Consider the following 15,916-nt stretch of genomic DNA (forward strand, 5'->3'; position numbering starts at 1 on the left):
GCGGGATCACCAATTTGATGATAGGGTTATTCAAAGATTGCCAGAAGGCTCTCGGTAGCTGGCAGTAAACAACGGGCAGGAGTCAGAGCTTGAATCCGCGGTACGCCCTGGATGACTTTTTCATTCAGCTTTTTCAGGAGGACGGTCCCCAGGCCGTGACCCGAAGCCTCGATTGGCTCGGAGCCTTCGTCATCACTGAGAACGGACTGATCGTCGCGGCGAACGCTGCCTTCTGTGAAGTTCTGGAAAAACCTGAAGGGGACCTCATTGGCACCCCGGTCTTTGATCACATCACACCCGATGAACAATCCTCCATGCGGGAGCGCTTTGCCTCCCAAAATACGACACCTTACGCCCTCAAACTGTCCCTGGGTCATCACCGCATCAAGCAGGTAATGGTCACGCCCCACGTTTTCCCGGTGGCCGATACGCACTATCGTCTGGCAGCCTTCACGGATGTCTCGGAATATGAGCGCATCAAGGACTCAGAAAATCGCTTTAAACACGTCTTCGGCGCCGCGGGCATTGGTATTGCCCGAGTGAATCTGGATGGCAGTTGGCTGGAATGCAACGAAAAGCTCTGCGAGATCCTCGGCTATTCCGAGGAGAATCTCCTTCCGCTGACGTTTCAGGACCTTACCCACCCGGATGATCTCGATGAGGACCTGCACTATGTCGAGGAGATGCTTGCGGGACTTCGCAGCACCTACTCCATGCAGAAACGCTATCGCCATGAACAGGGGCATTACTTCTGGGCCCGCCTAACGGTCAGCTTGGTGAGGGATGCAGCCGACCACCCCCAGTACTTTGTCAGTCTTATCCAGGACATCTCGGCGGAAAAACAGGCGGAGATCGCTGCCGAGCAGTTGAACGACAGCCTCGCCAAGCTATCCATGACCGACGGACTCACGGGTATCGGTAATCGACGGAGGTTCGATACAGCGCTGGAAAACGAGTGGCGACGCGCCAGCCGTCATGGCACAGAGCTCGCTTTGGTCCTCGCTGACATTGATGACTTCAAAGCCTTCAACGATGATTTTGGGCATCTGGCGGGAGATGACTGTCTAAAAAACATCGCCGCTGCCATTGAGGCATTCGGTAACCGCGTCGGTGATTGCGTCGCGCGTTACGGCGGTGAAGAGTTAGCGATTATACTCCCGGGACTCTCCCTTGAGGATGCGGCCAGCGTCGCCGAGCAGTGTCGCCAGGCCGTCGAGGCGCTCGGCATTGCACGAAAGGCCTGTGGCGACGGGGCGTCCGTAGTCACCATCAGCCTTGGGGTAGCGGCGATGCACCCGGACAGCAAGGATGCTGCGGAGACGCTTATCGAAGCCGCAGACAAGCAGCTTTACCGGGCGAAAAGTAGCGGCAAGAACAAGGTGCAACCGACGCCCGGCACAGGCTGACCCCCGTGTAGGGAGCCGCCACCGTTGCTCCCCCGGACCGACCGCTAGTCTCCTGCACCCTGGGGCGTAACCTCCTCTTCCACTCGGCAATATTGGCTTCCTATACCGGCTAAAAGGATCTAACCTTGGGCGCTTTTCCTTAACACGCCGGCCAATGATTCATGAAACTCGCGCTTAATCCCGATGTACTTAACGCTATCGATCCACCCATCGCCGAGGCTCACTCGTGGATCGAAGGACGGGAATTTCCCGCGGACAAGCCCCTCCTGGATCTGGCTCAGGGGGTACCCAGCTATCCGCCGGCAAAAGAGATCACGGAGCACGTGGCCGAACGCGCGGCTCTCTTCGAAACCGCGCAATACACGGGTATCAAGGGTATACCGGAGCTGCGGGAGACTCTTGCCAACCACGTCAGTCAGCGTTACCGGGGCTATGTCGCCGCCGAAAACATCCTTATCACCGCCGGCTGTAATCAGGCCTTTTGCCTCGCAATTCAGGCCCTGGCGCGCGCAGGGGATGCCGTCATGCTGCCCGTCCCTTACTACTTCAATCATCAGATGTGGTTGGAAATGCTTGGCATTGAGCCTATCCACCTGCCCTTCCGTCACGACCGCGCCGGCGTGCCTGATCCAAAAGAGGCCGCAGCGCTACTTACGGACGAGACCAAGGCCATCGTCCTGGTCTCGCCCGGCAACCCCACGGGCGCTGTCTATCCACCGGCGGTGATCAGTGAGTTTCGGGATCTTGCGGCGGAGCGCGGTATCGCCCTGATCCTCGATGAAACCTACCGCGATTTTCTGACCGATGAGCAGGGACCGCCCCATGATCTCATTCAGAAGAACCATTGGGATGAGACCCTCGTGCAGCTTTACAGCTTTTCAAAAACCTTCAGCCTCACGGGATATCGCATAGGAGCGGTGTCCGCCAGCGCGCGGGTCATTGATGCCGTGGCAAAGGTGATGGACACGGTGCAGATCTGCACGCCACGCATTTCCCAGGATGCAGCACTCTTCGGACTCAAGCATTCATGGCCCTGGGTCGCGGAGAAGCGGGCCTTGCTCGCCGGCAGAGAAAACGCCATGAAACGCGTTTTCCGGGAAAACGATCTGGGCTACGAGCTCATATCAGCCGGTGGCTACTTTGCCTATATCCGCCACCCCTTTGAATTACAAAGCGCCCGGGAAGTCGCCCGACGTCTGGCCGACGAGCAGAACATCCTGTGTCTGCCGGGAAGTTTCTTTGGTCCGGGTCAGGAACGTTTCCTGCGCTTTGCTTTTGCCAATATCGAAGCGTCGGATATGGACGAACTGGCCAGGCGTCTCCAGGCCAGCGCGGCCCAGGCACCCTAGGCCCATCCCTCATTTAAGCTGCTCTAAAGCTGCCCGCGAATGGGTAGCAAGCGCGACAAGTTCGCGAGAAAGCGCGTCCACCAGCTCACCTCCGGTTCCTTACGTAACACTTCCGTAGTGCCCTCCCTTTGGGCACGCCACCGTAGGGCGCCATCCTCTAAAAACACCTCGTAGGCATTTTCATCGAGAGCTTCATACATTCCTTCGGCGAAGGCACCGGCAAAGGCCTCGCTGTCTATCAGCACCCCCATCTCCGTATTGAGATTTGCCGAACGGGGATCCCAGTTGAACGACCCAATAAACAAATGGCGCCGGTCTACGACAAACGCCTTGCCATGCAGTTTGCTTTTGGCCTCAGACGCTTCGGATGCTTTCGTGCCCTCCATAACAATATCGCCACGGAGCTCAAAGAACCGCGCGCCCTTGCGAAGAAGCGGTTTTCGGGCGGGCGCGTAGCCACCGTGAACCACAATATGGTCGTTAGCGGCGAGGCCATTGGTCAGAATATCTATCTGCACCCCCCGGTCCGCAATAGCTGACAGCCAATCAACACCGGCCTTGCGCGGCACAAAATAAGGCGACAACACAAAGATCTCTTCCTTCGCATCGCCCGCCACCTTGCCCAGGGAGTAGCTCAGCTTTTCTTCGGGGGGCGCCTCCTGAGAGAGTGCCTTTTGGGGATTGTCGTAAATCAGCTGATAAGGCGACCAGAAGTACTCGTCGGCGTGAATGTCCGTCATAGCCAGAGCGCGGTCCCCCACCAGCGAGCCGTAGGCTGAGCCGGCAAGTTCCTGAGACCGCTCCTTCAACTCCAGGCGCAGGGTCTCGAGGCTGAGAGCATTTTTTTCGGGGTCAGTGAGATGCTCAAAGGGAATGCTGTAGCGATCGTTCCAGTAGCGATCAAACATGGTAGAGGCATCTCTCGCCACGGTACCCATGGCGACCGCGTCCACATCACCGAAGTTATAGGCGGGATTTGCCGCGAAGTATTCCGTCGCGATATTCCTACCCCCCAGGATAAGCAACTCCTGGTCAGCAATAAGCGTCTTGTTATGCATACGTCGCGACAGACGGTGCAAGTCCCAGGCATCCAGACCCCGGGCATTGCGGTTCGCGAAGGGGTTGAACAGGCGGAGCTGGAGGTTGGGATGACTGTCTAGGGGAGCCAGCTGATGCTCGATGGTACGCGTGCCAATATCATCGATGAGCAGACGTACGCGAACACCACGGTCCGCGGCTTTGAGCAGGGCCTCAAAAAACACTGCGCCAATAGGATCATTCCCCACCAGGTAGTACTGCACATCCAGGCTTTTTTCGGCCAGGCCAATCAGCAGCAGTCGCGCGGACAGCGCATCGATGCCCAGGGACAGGGGAGAGAACCCAGACTCGGGATGCCGTGCCTCCCGCAGGGGTGCAAGATTTCGGCCCAGACGCGTGTCGCTGGTGTCGAGGTTCGCGTAACTCGCCGCCTTGGGTTGATCAAAATCTACCGTGGAGCAGGCAGCGAGCAAGGAAGCGACGAGTATCAGATAAAGACGGAATATCAGGGGCATTCAAAGGCTCCTTGGTAAAACATCAGCTCCAGAAGCCAACCGCTACGCTGACCGCAAAAAAGCATAATCTCCTACATAGCCGTGGTGATGAAGTAGGCGCCTCCAGATACTCTGATCGACTTATCGGGCAGGTGATGCGCCGCCCGCATGTGGAACCACCTTGGAGAACTTAACGAGGAGTGTGCCGCAGGCAGCAAAAAAGTCCAGAGTCTGGTTCTGGCCGAGTTTTTGTTGCGTCGGAGTTATAGTAGTATCCGCCGCGTGCTGAGATTAACGTCTATAAAAGCAAGCTCCCATTGGGCACCGGCTATCGCGCTAGTGCTGTTCATTGCTTTGCAGGTGGCGCTTGCGGGACATCTCCACGCAGACGACTGTCCCATTGGCGAATGTCCGGTGTGTCAGTTTGAGCACGACCAGCCTACCCCTTCGACACAAGTTGACGCTGCACAAGGAACCGCCAGTGGAGTCGATGCGGTGCAACCGCCGCTGGCTCGCGCAGCTCTTCGTGTCCACTACCGTCTCAACGCCCGAGGACCACCCCCACTCTCCTAAAGAACCACCACATATTCTATTTTTAGGAGAGACCCATGAAGCGTACGATTCTCGCGGCCTGTATTGGCGCCGCAAGCCAGGCTATGGCACAAGCACCCGACACCCGTCTCGAGCACGTGCTCGTCACCGTTCCCATTCACAAGAAAGCGGCAGAAACCGCCTTGCCGGTCACGGTACTCAGCGGCGATGAGTTACAACGCCTTGCCAGCAGCACCCTCGGCGAAACTCTCGGTGACAAACCGGGTATTTCCAACTCATCCTTCGGCCCCGGCGTGGGTCGACCAGTGATCAGGGGCCAGGCGGGCCCCCGCACCGTCAACCTCAGCAACGCCATAGCCGCTGGGGATGTATCGAGCCTCAGCCCGGACCACGCGGTGGGTATCGAGCCCATGCTGGCGGAGACCGTCGAGGTGCTCCGCGGCCCCTCTACCCTGCTCTACGGTGGCGGTGCCATTGGCGGTGTCATCAACACCATCGACAACCGTATTCCCGCCAAACGTATCGACGGCATACAGGGCGCTGTCGAGTATCGCTACGACGACGCCCCGGAAATGAATACCGGTGTCTTGAAGCTTGAGGGTGGCGCCGGCGACTTTGCTTTCCATGTCAGCGGTACCTTTCGTGACTTTGATGACATGAGCATCCCGGGCCTCGCCATCGACGAGGAAGCGGTAGAAATGCAGGAAGAGCTTCTCGGCGGTCACGACGAGGACCACGAAGGCGAAGAGCACGATGAAGAAGAGTTCGAGAACTCCGACGGGTTTATCGCCAACAGCAATGGCGATTCCGATGTGTTCAATATCGGAGGCAGCTATCACTTCGGTGAGCGCGATTTCATCGGCTTCTCCTATAACAGCTTCGAAACCAACTACGGCATTCCCCCCGGCGCGCACGAGCACGGCCACGAAGAAGAGCATGAAGGTGAGGAGCACGAGGGCGAGGAGCACGGAGAAGAGGAGGAAGAAGAGGAAATCATCCGCATCAACCTCCAGCAGGAACGTTATGACACACAGCTGCACATGCACGACATTGTGCCCGGGTTCATCGATGTGGCGCGTGCCTACCTGACCTATACGGACTACGAGCACGTTGAGCTTGAAGGCACGGAAATCGGCACACAATTCAGCCGCGAGACCTACGAGGGTCGTATGGAGCTTGTGCGCGAGGGCGCCAATCACGGTGTATTGGGCCTGCAATTCAAGGGGGATGAGTTCTCGGCCATAGGCGAAGAAGCCTATGTTCCAGAAACTGACTCCGTCGAGTGGGGTGGCTTCTACGTCCAGGATTTTCACGCGGGGGACTGGCAGTTTGAGGCCGGTGGTCGTTTGGATTATGTCGAGCGTGACCCGGCTACGGGACTTGAAGAAGACTTTACCAGCCACAGCCTTTCGGGTTCGGCGCTCTATCCCATTAACGAAAGCCTCAGCCTTGGAGTGTCCTTGTCCCGATCAGAGCGCGCTCCCTCGACGGAAGAACTGTTCTCTAACTTGAACAATTCGGAAGAAGAGCTCGTAACGCATGCTGCTACGGGCATTATCGAGATCGGCGACCCCAATCTTGATACGGAGGTATCCCTGAACGGCGATCTCTCCCTCACCTGGCAGGGAGAGAAGTCATTTGCGGAACTGACTTTTTTCTACAATAGCCTCAGCGATTACATCTTTCTGCTGAACACGGGCGGTGAGGTGGATGAAACGCCGGTTTATGAGTACGAACAGGACGACGCGGACTTTTACGGCGTCGAATTTGAGTCAAGCTTTGATCTGGCGACCCTGGCGGGCGGCAATCTCGCGCTAGGCATTTTCGGCGACATGATTACCGGTGAGTTTGACTCCGCCGGCGACGTACCCCGCTTGCCACCGATGCGCGTAGGAAGCGAGCTGTCGTGGCGCAGCGACTCCCTGGGGGCCTATGTGCGGGTTCTGAACGCCAGCGATCAGGATAACCCCGGTGATTTTGAAACGGAGACCGAAGGCTATACGCGCTGGGACGGCGGCATCGACTACAACCTGCAGTTCAGCGGTGGCACCGAGCTCCTTGCTTTTCTCAAGCTGAAAAACATCTCCGACGAGGAAATTCGTCTGAGCACTTCTTTCCTGCGTAATTTTGCGCCTCAAGCCGGAGAGAGTGTCGAAGCAGGCCTGCGCCTCACGTTCTAAAGCAAGCAAAACGGGCCCTTCTTCTCTCTGAGAAGAAGGGCCTTTTTTTATCGACCTGCCTTCAGTTTTTGCGCGTTTCTATTCGCTCTAGACACGAAAAACAGAATAAAACCTGTCAGCACAACGGAAAGCGCGAACAGCGAAAAAGCCCTGAGCACAGCATTGTTGAAGTCGTCTCGACCTTGATAGTCCATGGTGTGGAGCATCCAGAGAAAATCGAAGATGCGCCAGGACCGATGCCTCACTCGCTGAAAACTGCCATCTCGCTGGGAGACATAAGCCGTCAATGTTGTCGGGCCTGCAAAGGTGATTACCCAGGCTGGTAAGGGCCTTCCTCGATATTCATGATGCCTGCCTGCCTCAGTCAGTAAGGTGCTGGACACCAAGTGGTACTCGTCCTTGATGTGCCGCCGGGCGATTCCTTCAGCTTCATCCTTCGAGACACCCGGCTTCACCGTCCCGTTTGCAGGGTCGATGAGGACAGCGCCGTTGATCCACAGGTGAGCCCGATTGTCGATAAACCGCAGACCCAGCCCGGATACCTCCATATCTAAATCAGGGAACCTCAGATCGCGAAGCGCTGTGCTTTGAGCGCCGGGAGCCAAAAACTGGTCGCCGTGTATTTCGTCGATATCCGTCCAGCTGAAGTAGAGGCCGCTTGCTGTCCACATCAGTAGCTGGACGCCAACGAAAATGCTTATCCAGCGGTGCGCTTTACGCACGTAGAAGTGCTTACTCTTTCTCATGGCGACATCGATATGATGAAGAGCGAGCGGAGCCACCGAAGCCGGCCGGAGCCGCTGCAAAATCCTGGCGGTAGAAGCGGCACTGGGCCGACGGTGCTTCTTTACTTTTCAATCTTGGCATCAAGGCAGTTGGCTCCATCAGTTTTGGTGTTGCAAAGCGCCATAACTCGGTACGAGCCATCTCTTCCGTGCTTGACCAAGAACGCCACTTCGGTGTTTTCAGTGAACGCCAAAACATCCACGTCTTTTGACACGCCATAGCGCATTGTCATCGCGTCCATCTCAATATCGCCCTTGAAAGGTCCATGATCGATAGTCAGCGTGTTGCCCTGATCCCCAACAGAACGAATCACGCCAGTGGCGTATCCAACGGACTCTTCCATGGCTTGTGCACCGTGATCCATCATTTGTCTTGGCATACCGCTCGATGTTTGCGCATCGACGGCTTGTGACGAAGTCGTGTCCTCGGTACCGCCACAGCCAGCGAGGATTAATACCAGCAGGTTAATCAGAATAGGTTTGATGCCTTTCATATTGAATTTCCTAGTAGATTTGAAACAAGTCACACGTCGTTTGTACGCCGAAGACTGGCGCCAGCACGGCCTCGGACTTAGACGGTCAAAGGCTTTCATTTAGAAGAAAGAATGTCGTATTTAGTTACGTCTCCACTGGAGATCACCCCTTTGGCGAAGTGCAGGTTTACAATCTCACGAACCACAACCGAGCCGACTTCTATAGTGTCGTAGTATTCGCCATCTCCGTCGAAGTCCTCGTAGGTGTATCGGTAGGCGACGAACTCTTCACCAATCGATGCTCCGGAGTCCTCACCGATGCAGAAAACGACCTGATCTTCATCGACGCCAACCACCTGCCCTCTCATGAAGACTTTGTGGTACACCGGTGATGATGAACACGCACTCATGAGAGCAATGAGCAGTACTATCGAAAAGGTTCTAATCATAGAGAAATCTCCTTTGGGGTGATGGCAGACAAAGCTGTGGTTATCTGGGCCATCCTTTTCATGGAGACGCCATCCACCGCAGCGCATTCAAAACGTAATGGAGTACCGAAGCGAGTCATGCGTTAGCCCTCCGCGCGACGTGTTCTTTTGCTGCACAATACAAGACGGGTACGAGCAGCGTGGTGATCACCGCAACCAACATGCCCCCAAATGACGGTATGGCCATAGGCACCATGATGTCGGAGCCGCGGCCATCCGAGGTTAGCACTGGGATGAGTGCAATCAACGTCGTGGCTGTCGTCATCAGTGCCGGCCGAATGCGCCGAGTCGCGCCTTTCACGACAAGCTTTTTGATTTCCGATACATCGCGTGTGGGCGTCCGGGCAAGGGTCTGATCCAAATAGGTCGCCGTGACAACGCCGTTGTCGGTGGCTATCCCAAACAGCGCCAAGAAACCGACCCAGATTGCGACGCTCATATTGATAGGGCTAACCTGGAAAAGTTCGCGGAGATTAGCCCCCAACACTGAGAAATCTAAGAAGCCGCTCGTGCCATACATCCAAACGACCAGAAAGCCGCCGGCCCAGGCCACAGCAATGCCACTGAAGACGATCAGCGTTGTCGTCACCGATGCGAACTGCAGGTAGAGGATCAGGAAGATGACAAGCAAGGCAATGGGCAGCACAACCGAGAGTGTTTGCTGCGCGCGGAGCTGGTTTTCGTAGTTACCGGCAAAGGTGTAGCTTACGCCGGCCGGTAAACTAAACTCTCCACTGTCGAGCTTCGACCGCAAGAAGGCCTGCGCGTCCTCTACCACATCGACTTCAGCCGCTTCGGCGCGCTTGTCGAAGACGACATAGCCCACCAGGAACGTGTCTTCACTCTTGATGGCTTGTGGACCTCTGATGTACCGAATCTCCGAAAGCTGCCCGAGTGGAATCTGCGCGCCGCTTGGCGTGGGTACCAGAATCTCTTCCAGTCCTTCTGGCGTATCACGCAGTTCGCGGAAGTAGCGCACGCGAACGGGATAACGCTCTCGCCCTTCGATCGTGCTCGTGATGCGTTTGCCGCCGACAGCGACCTCAATCACTTGCTGCGCGTCTTCAATGTGCAACCCGTAGCGTGCTAGGGCTTCTCGATCCAGGTCGATTTCTAGGTAGGGCTTGCCGACCAATCGATCCGCTGTGACCGTGTTCGCCTCAATACTGGGAACCTGTTTGAGTAGAGACTCCAGTTGCAGCGCAACATCCTCAATCGTCTCCAAGCTCGGGCCCTTAACCTTGATCCCCATGGGCGCTCGCATGCCGCTTTGGAGCATGACAATACGAGCCGCAATCGGCTGAAGCTTCGGCGCTGACGTTGTACCTGGAAGGTCAGCGGCTTCGATGATTTCTCGCCAGATGTCGTCGGTCGAAGTGATGTGATCCCGCCAATTGCGAAACGGCTGACCGTCCATATCAGGAATGAGCTCCCCGCGTGCATCGCGCTTGAAGGTCTCCGTGTCACGGTCGTAGGCAAAGCGCATGACACGCCCGTTCGCATCGGTTCGATACTCCGGGTGATAGTTGATGACTGTCTCGAACATCGAGATAGGCGCGGGATCGAGCGGCGTATCCGCACGGCCCAACTTGCCGACTACTGAGCTGATCTCAGGGATAGACCCGATAGCTTCATCGAGTATCTGCAGCGCATCCTGAGCCTCTCCGATCGAAGCGTGCGGCATGATCGTGGGCATGTAAAGGAAGGAGCCTTCGTCCAGGTTGGGCATGAACTCCTTGCCCAGTCCTGGAAACGTGCGATTGACAGCCTGCCAAGCCGCTGTTTGGCGCAACGCCTCAGGAGCAAAGCGTAGCGCATTATCGAAGCCCGTCCAGGAGATGACCCCAAGCAACGTGACCATCACAGGCACACTCAGAAAAAGCGCTTTGCGTTCGAGGCAGAACGCGAGCAACCGAGGGTAGACACGCTGATAGGCAATGAACGCCAATAACAAACCGCCGACGAGCAGGAACACAAAGACAATGTTAATCAGGCTATGGCGACCCAAACCCAGGGGCATCCAAGCCTCAGCCAACAGAATCGCAACCAGTCCTGCGACCAGAAGACTGGCTAACGCCGGTTTGTTTGCTCCCAACCAGTGCGGTAGACGCTTAGTCAGCAGCTGCGCCATTGCGAAGCCCGCCAGGAGTAACCCTGCAAGGGGGCTCCACAGCACAGCAATTACCAATCCCGCGACAACCAGACCGACATGGAAAACACTTTTCAGACGCGCTGAATCGATCCGCGATGAAAAAAGGATTTGTGCTGCCGGCGGGATGATGGCGAGCGCCACAATCACCGCAGCAATGAGCGCAAAGGTTTTGGTGAAGGCGAGAGGCGTGAACAGCTTGCCCTCAGCTCCAGTCATGGTGAAGACCGGCAGAAAACTGACGACAGTAGTGGCTACGGAGGTCAGCACCGCGCCAGCTACCTCGCGCGTCGCCCGGAAAACGATCTCAAGCGCCGGCTCTTCTCCGTCACTCTCATCCATGTGCCGCAAGATGTTCTCGCAGATGATCACCCCCATATCAACCATGGTGCCAATCGCGATCGCGATTCCCGACAGCGCGACGATGTTGGCGGACACACCAAAGAGCTTCATCGCAATGAATGTCATGAGCACAGCAATGGGCAGCAACGCGCTGATCAAGATCGAACTGCGCAAATGCAGCACCATAACGAGAATGACGATGATCGTGATGAAGATCTGTTGCGCTAGTGCATCGTTGAGCGTTCCCAAGGTTTCATTGATCAATCCGGTACGATCGTAGAAAGGCACGACGGAGACCTGAGACAGAGTGACGCCCTCGGGCCACAATTCTTGTGGGTTGGCACGTAGCCACGCCGTCCAGGCGTCATGATCAAGCTCACTCCCGGCAAAGGCATTGATGCCTTGCTGAGCGGCAAACGCGCTAAGAGTATCGCGGGAGGTCTCTCGATAATTGACGATTGCTTTGGCAGGTAAACCTGGTGAGATTTCAGCGATCTTGTCTTTTGTATTTTGGATGGCTTCTAAGGGATTGAAGCCATAGCGCACAACGACGACACCGCCCACGGCTTCCGCGCCACCCTTGTCGAGCGCGCCTCGCCTCAATGCCGGACCTTTGCTCACATTGGCGACATCGCGCATTCGAATGGGTACGTTATCGCGCACGCCAACCGCGATAGATTTGACGTCTTCGATATCCTCAATAAAACCAAGGCCGCGTATGACGTATTCCGCACCATTCACTTCAATTGTTCGCGCGCCGACATCGAGGTTGGAGGCTCGCGTTGCCTTGAAGACATCGTTCAGCGTAATGCCGTGCGCGCGCATCGCATCGGGATCCACATCAATCTGATACTCCTGAACGTAGCCTCCGATGGAGCCGACCTCGCTGATCCCTTCGGCGGCGAGCAATGCGTAGCGCACGTACCAGTCCTGAATCGATCGCAACTCTTCCAAACCCCAGCCGCCCGTCGGATTGCCATCAGGATCAAGCCCTTCCAGGGTGTACCAGTAGACCTGTCCAAGCGCCGTGGCGTCAGGTCCCAGGGCCGGCTGCACATCCGCCGGCACCGTGCCTTGAGGTAGCGAATTGAGTTTTTCGAGCACACGGCTACGTGACCAATAAAATTCCACATCTTCCTGGAAGATGATGTAGATCGTGGAGAAGCCGAAGAAGGAGTAGCTGCGAACGGTTTTGACGCCAGGAACACCCAGCAGCGCAACCGTCAGCGGATAGGTGATCTGATCCTCTACATCTTGCGGCGATCGCCCCATCCATTCGGTGAATACGATTTGCTGGTTCTCACCAATGTCCGGGATTGCATCGACCGGTACGGGGCTACGCGGCAGGTTGCCGACATCCCAGGAGAAGGGAGCAACGGATATGCCCCAACCAATAATGCCGATAAACAGCAGGCCCACGATCAGCTTCTTTTCAAGACAAAAACGCAGCAGCCGATCAATAATTGAGTAGGAGTCGCTCATCATGATCACCGGCTACCGTGGTCATGGCCGCCGCCACTTCCACCGCCCTCGGGGTTCATCATGCTGGGCTTAGCTTGGATCTGAAGCGCGCTATCGATCTTGAAATTGCCGGATACAACGACCAGATCGCCTTCCGATAGGCCGCTTTCAACGACGTAGCTATCCCCGGCTCTCGGTCCTAGTACAACCTCACGACCGACATACGTGGGGCGGTCCGCTCCAGGCTGCTCGACATAAACGACAGCGCGTGTGCCGGTCAGCAAGGCGGCCGTCGCCGGTATCACCAAAGGCGCGCCTTCATGGCTCTTGCCTGCGCTTGCATAGCCCAGAGATTCCGCCGGTACTAGATCCATACCGCAGATATCACACTGCCCCGGTTCATCCTTGATGATCTCTGGGTGCATCGGTGACACCCATTTTCCTATCAGGCTTTCATCGAAGATCCGTCCATGGCTTGCGAACTGCGCGAAGACTTCAGCGCGAACGAACATCTCTGGCTTGAGGCGGCCGTCCTTGTTACCGACATTGACCCGAACGTTCACAGTGCGGGTTTGCGGGTTGAGCACGGGATCGATGAAAGATACGACGCCGCTAAAGCGCTCACCTGGATAGGCTTCTGTGGTGAAGTTCACGGTCTGCCCATAGCGGAGCCACTGCAGATCTGACTCATAGGCATCGAGCTGAACCCACACCGCATCGAGGTCGGCCACAGTAAAAATACGTGTCCCCGTGTCGACATACATGCCTTCCTGGGCATTGCGATGAATTACGACGCCGCTCGCAGGCGAAAAGATTGTCACCTGTTCCGATGTCTTGCCGCTACGCTCGATCTCCGCGATCTGCTCGCTGCTAAGGCCCCAGAGGCGCAGTTTGTCGCGCGCGGCGTCAACCGTGCCTGCCGCTGAGCGGCGCAACGACTCGACATTACTTTTTGAGAGCTCCGTCATGCCGCGAATGGCTTGCAGCAGTTCTTCTTGCGCGGAGAGCAGCTCAGGGCTGTAGAGCTCCACCATGTGATCGCCCTTTCGCACCGTAACCCCGGTGTAATCAACCAACAGATCATCAATGCGCCCCGGCACCCAAGCGGTAATGTAGGCAAGCCGTGTTTCGTCATAGGTGACTTTGCCGACGAGTCGGATCTCGGCTGTGGGATAGCGCCGCTCGACCGGCACGGTAGCGATGCGCATGCGAGCTCGCTGTGCGGTGGATAGCGTGATCTGGCGCGGCTCCTGGTCATCCATGTCGGACGGTTCTTGCCGGACCGGGATGAGGTCCATGCCGCATATCGGGCACTGCCCAGGGCCGTCACGTTTAATGTGTGGATGCATGGAGCAGCTCCATACCTCGGCGGACCGCTGCTCAAGTGGATGGCTGCTTCCGGCGTGTGTAGCCGGGCTCTGCATCGCGCCATGGCCTTCATGGCCCGCATGCGTGTCCATAGCCATCGCGTCATGACCTTCATGCTCTGCAGGCGCATCGGCATTCATTGCTCCGTGCCCCGCATGCACATCGCCAGGCATCGACTCGCCGGCCGCCGCTTCATCGGCTTGTGTTTCGGTGGTCTCAGTAGAGGGATCTGGCCAAAAAGCCGCAAGCGCGATAAGCAAAACAACGGCTATTACGGCAATCGCGGCCGGGCGTCGAAGGACTGAGTTCATCGATGTTTGATTAGTCATTGCGAGACTCCTTGATTAGCTGGCGCAGGGGCAAGGGACTCGCCGATGAGCTCCTCTAGTGTTGTGCGGGCTTGGTTGTGGTCTGCAATGGCGCGGGCTTCAGCGAGTTCAAAGACCAGCAGCATGCGCTGTGCATCGATGAGATCAGCAAAGGTGGATGATCCGGCGCTATAGGCGCGCTGTGTCGCGGCCAGGGATTCATTGGCTTTGGGTAACAGGGTCCTCTGATACAAATCAATTTGCCGGCGCGCGTCGCGCAGACGAAAAACCGCACTCACGGTGTCTGCCTCTAATCGATTGATGTGCTGAGCACGTTGCGCCCTCTGCGCCGCGATACGCGCTTCAGCGCTGCGGACACCCGCTTTGTACTTCCCGCGCTGCAGGGGAAGGGTCATGGAAAACACAGCGGCGATGGGATCCTTGCCGCTGTCTTCTACGTCGGGGGAACGCGCATCACCCGTGGCGATGTAGTCGAGGCCGATGGAGAAGTCCGGGAAGAAGTCTTTGTCGGCGCGCTCTCTTGCAGCCTTTGCCGCAGCTACATCAAAGGACAGGGCGCGCAGTTCCGGGTTATTGCCGATAACACGGGATACGATCGATTGATCGTCTAAGGCGACGTCGACGATGGGCGCCTCTTCAGGCATTTTTATCGGGGCCTGGGGGGACCGATTCAGCGCAGCATTGAGTCGTGCAAGCAACGGCGCTTCGCGATCCGTGAGACTGGCGAGATCATTTTCGATTTTTCCCAGTTCCACCTGGGCACGGATGACATCAGCATGCCCGCTTGATCCCGTTTGATAACGTGTTCTGGCGACGCGCTCCAGGTTCTGCACGAGATCCCGATTACCAGCCATGATTTTGAGGGCGCGATTGAAGTAGTAAAGCTCATACCAGGCATGGGCGACCTCCGCGATGACATCATTCTGGATAGTCGATACGCGCGTTGCCGCGGCATTGGCTTTTTCCGAGGCGATCTCACCTTGCAAACGCAGCTTGCCGAGCCACGGCAGGGGCTGCGAAATTCCCACAGCGAAGCTTTGTGGCCCCACACGAGTCTCTACCTCGTCGATGAAGTAGCGGAAATTTAAACGAGGATCCGGAAGCGCCGTCGCCTGATCGATATCATTGTTTGCTGCTTCATAGTTGGCAAGGGCCGCCGTAACACGGGGGTTGTTCGCAAGGGCGTAGCTCACCCACTCCGACAGGGACCGGGCGGCGTTGGCAACTGCTTCCTCGTTGCGCATGATCGGGCGCTCTGAGAGGGTTTCTATCGGCGTCACGGCCGGGGATTCGACGGATCGAGACGACGGCGTGCCAGCGCAGCCGTGTAGAAGCAGCGCAGCAAGGAGCGCCAGGGTCGGGCTCCGCAGGGGAAACATCGCGACAATGGGGTGAGCATCGTCCATTTTTTGAGAAAACATCAGCCGGTCCTTTCCATGTTGGCTAGTTGTCATATGCGCAGAGCGCACAAACCGCGGGACAAACCCGCCTAGGGGAAAGGG

Annotated in this window: 10 protein-coding genes; 3 read left to right on the forward strand and 7 right to left on the reverse strand. The window is 56.9% G+C overall.

Annotation, left to right across the window (positions count from 1 at the left end; genetic code table 11):
• Positions 1 to 89: 89 nt before the first annotated feature.
• Both KT71_RS11215 and KT71_RS11220 read left to right on the forward strand, forming a co-directional pair.
• Positions 90 to 1,406 carry a sensor domain-containing diguanylate cyclase gene (locus tag KT71_RS11215; protein WP_008295285.1) on the forward strand — a complete coding sequence of 439 codons (1,317 nt, stop codon included), beginning with the start codon at positions 90 to 92 and terminating at the stop codon, positions 1,404 to 1,406.
• A 161-nt stretch (positions 1,407 to 1,567) separates the two neighbouring features.
• Positions 1,568 to 2,755 carry an aminotransferase gene (locus KT71_RS11220; RefSeq protein ID WP_008295284.1) on the forward strand — a complete coding sequence of 396 codons (1,188 nt, stop codon included), beginning with the start codon at positions 1,568 to 1,570 and terminating at the stop codon, positions 2,753 to 2,755.
• Between the two features lie 23 nt (positions 2,756 to 2,778).
• Here KT71_RS11220 and KT71_RS11225 read toward each other — a convergent pair whose 3' ends face one another.
• Positions 2,779 to 4,308 carry a phospholipase D family protein gene (locus tag KT71_RS11225; protein ID WP_008295283.1) on the reverse strand — a complete coding sequence of 510 codons (1,530 nt, stop codon included), beginning with the start codon at positions 4,306 to 4,308 and terminating at the stop codon, positions 2,779 to 2,781.
• Between the two features lie 587 nt (positions 4,309 to 4,895).
• On the opposite strand from KT71_RS11225, the gene KT71_RS11230 reads away from it, so the two are divergent.
• Positions 4,896 to 7,019 carry a TonB-dependent receptor gene (locus KT71_RS11230; RefSeq protein ID WP_008295282.1) on the forward strand — a complete coding sequence of 708 codons (2,124 nt, stop codon included), beginning with the start codon at positions 4,896 to 4,898 and terminating at the stop codon, positions 7,017 to 7,019.
• A 47-nt stretch (positions 7,020 to 7,066) separates the two neighbouring features.
• Here the strand turns inward: KT71_RS11230 and KT71_RS11235 are convergent, their stop codons facing one another.
• The 6 genes from KT71_RS11235 to KT71_RS11260 all read right to left on the reverse strand — a co-directional run bounded on the left by KT71_RS11235 (position 7,067) and on the right by KT71_RS11260 (position 15,835).
• The gene (locus KT71_RS11235; protein ID WP_008295280.1) at positions 7,067 to 7,801 is read right to left on the reverse strand and encodes a PepSY domain-containing protein; all 735 of its coding nucleotides are present in this window, start codon (positions 7,799 to 7,801) and stop codon (positions 7,067 to 7,069) included.
• A 65-nt stretch (positions 7,802 to 7,866) separates the two neighbouring features.
• Positions 7,867 to 8,298, reverse strand: a complete 432-nt coding sequence (locus KT71_RS11240; RefSeq protein ID WP_008295279.1) for a copper-binding protein — start codon at positions 8,296 to 8,298, stop codon at positions 7,867 to 7,869.
• Positions 8,299 to 8,393: 95 nt separating this feature from the next.
• A complete protein-coding gene (locus KT71_RS11245; protein WP_008295278.1) occupies positions 8,394 to 8,726 on the reverse strand; it encodes a hypothetical protein in 333 nt (110 codons plus the stop codon).
• Positions 8,727 to 8,841: 115 nt separating this feature from the next.
• Entirely contained in the window at positions 8,842 to 12,741 is a 3,900-nt protein-coding gene (locus tag KT71_RS11250) for an efflux RND transporter permease subunit (RefSeq protein ID WP_152025219.1), read from the reverse strand.
• Positions 12,742 to 12,743: 2 nt separating this feature from the next.
• The gene (locus KT71_RS11255) at positions 12,744 to 14,414 is read right to left on the reverse strand and encodes a heavy metal-binding domain-containing protein (protein ID WP_023659637.1); all 1,671 of its coding nucleotides are present in this window, start codon (positions 14,412 to 14,414) and stop codon (positions 12,744 to 12,746) included.
• Complete coding sequence (locus KT71_RS11260; protein WP_008295275.1) at positions 14,411 to 15,835, reverse strand: TolC family protein; 1,425 nt, start codon at positions 15,833 to 15,835, stop codon at positions 14,411 to 14,413. The genes KT71_RS11255 and KT71_RS11260 overlap by 4 nt, the downstream gene beginning before the upstream one ends.
• Positions 15,836 to 15,916: the final 81 nt, after the last annotated feature.

It is taken from the genome of Congregibacter litoralis KT71 (assembly GCF_000153125.2).
GTDB classification, from domain to species: domain Bacteria; phylum Pseudomonadota; class Gammaproteobacteria; order Pseudomonadales; family Halieaceae; genus Congregibacter; species Congregibacter litoralis.

Coding starts and splice junctions, on each gene's coding strand:
- KT71_RS11220 (WP_008295284.1), top strand. CDS start 1,568: ATGAAACTCGCGCTTAATCCCGATGTACTTAACGCTATCGATCCACCC.
- KT71_RS11225 (WP_008295283.1), bottom strand. CDS start 4,308: ATGCCCCTGATATTCCGTCTTTATCTGATACTCGTCGCTTCCTTGCTC.
- KT71_RS11230 (WP_008295282.1), top strand. CDS start 4,896: ATGAAGCGTACGATTCTCGCGGCCTGTATTGGCGCCGCAAGCCAGGCT.
- KT71_RS11240 (WP_008295279.1), bottom strand. CDS start 8,298: ATGAAAGGCATCAAACCTATTCTGATTAACCTGCTGGTATTAATCCTC.
- KT71_RS11245 (WP_008295278.1), bottom strand. CDS start 8,726: ATGATTAGAACCTTTTCGATAGTACTGCTCATTGCTCTCATGAGTGCG.
- KT71_RS11250 (WP_152025219.1), bottom strand. CDS start 12,741: ATGATGAGCGACTCCTACTCAATTATTGATCGGCTGCTGCGTTTTTGT.
- KT71_RS11255 (WP_023659637.1), bottom strand. CDS start 14,414: ATGACTAATCAAACATCGATGAACTCAGTCCTTCGACGCCCGGCCGCG.
- KT71_RS11260 (WP_008295275.1), bottom strand. CDS start 15,835: ATGTTTTCTCAAAAAATGGACGATGCTCACCCCATTGTCGCGATGTTT.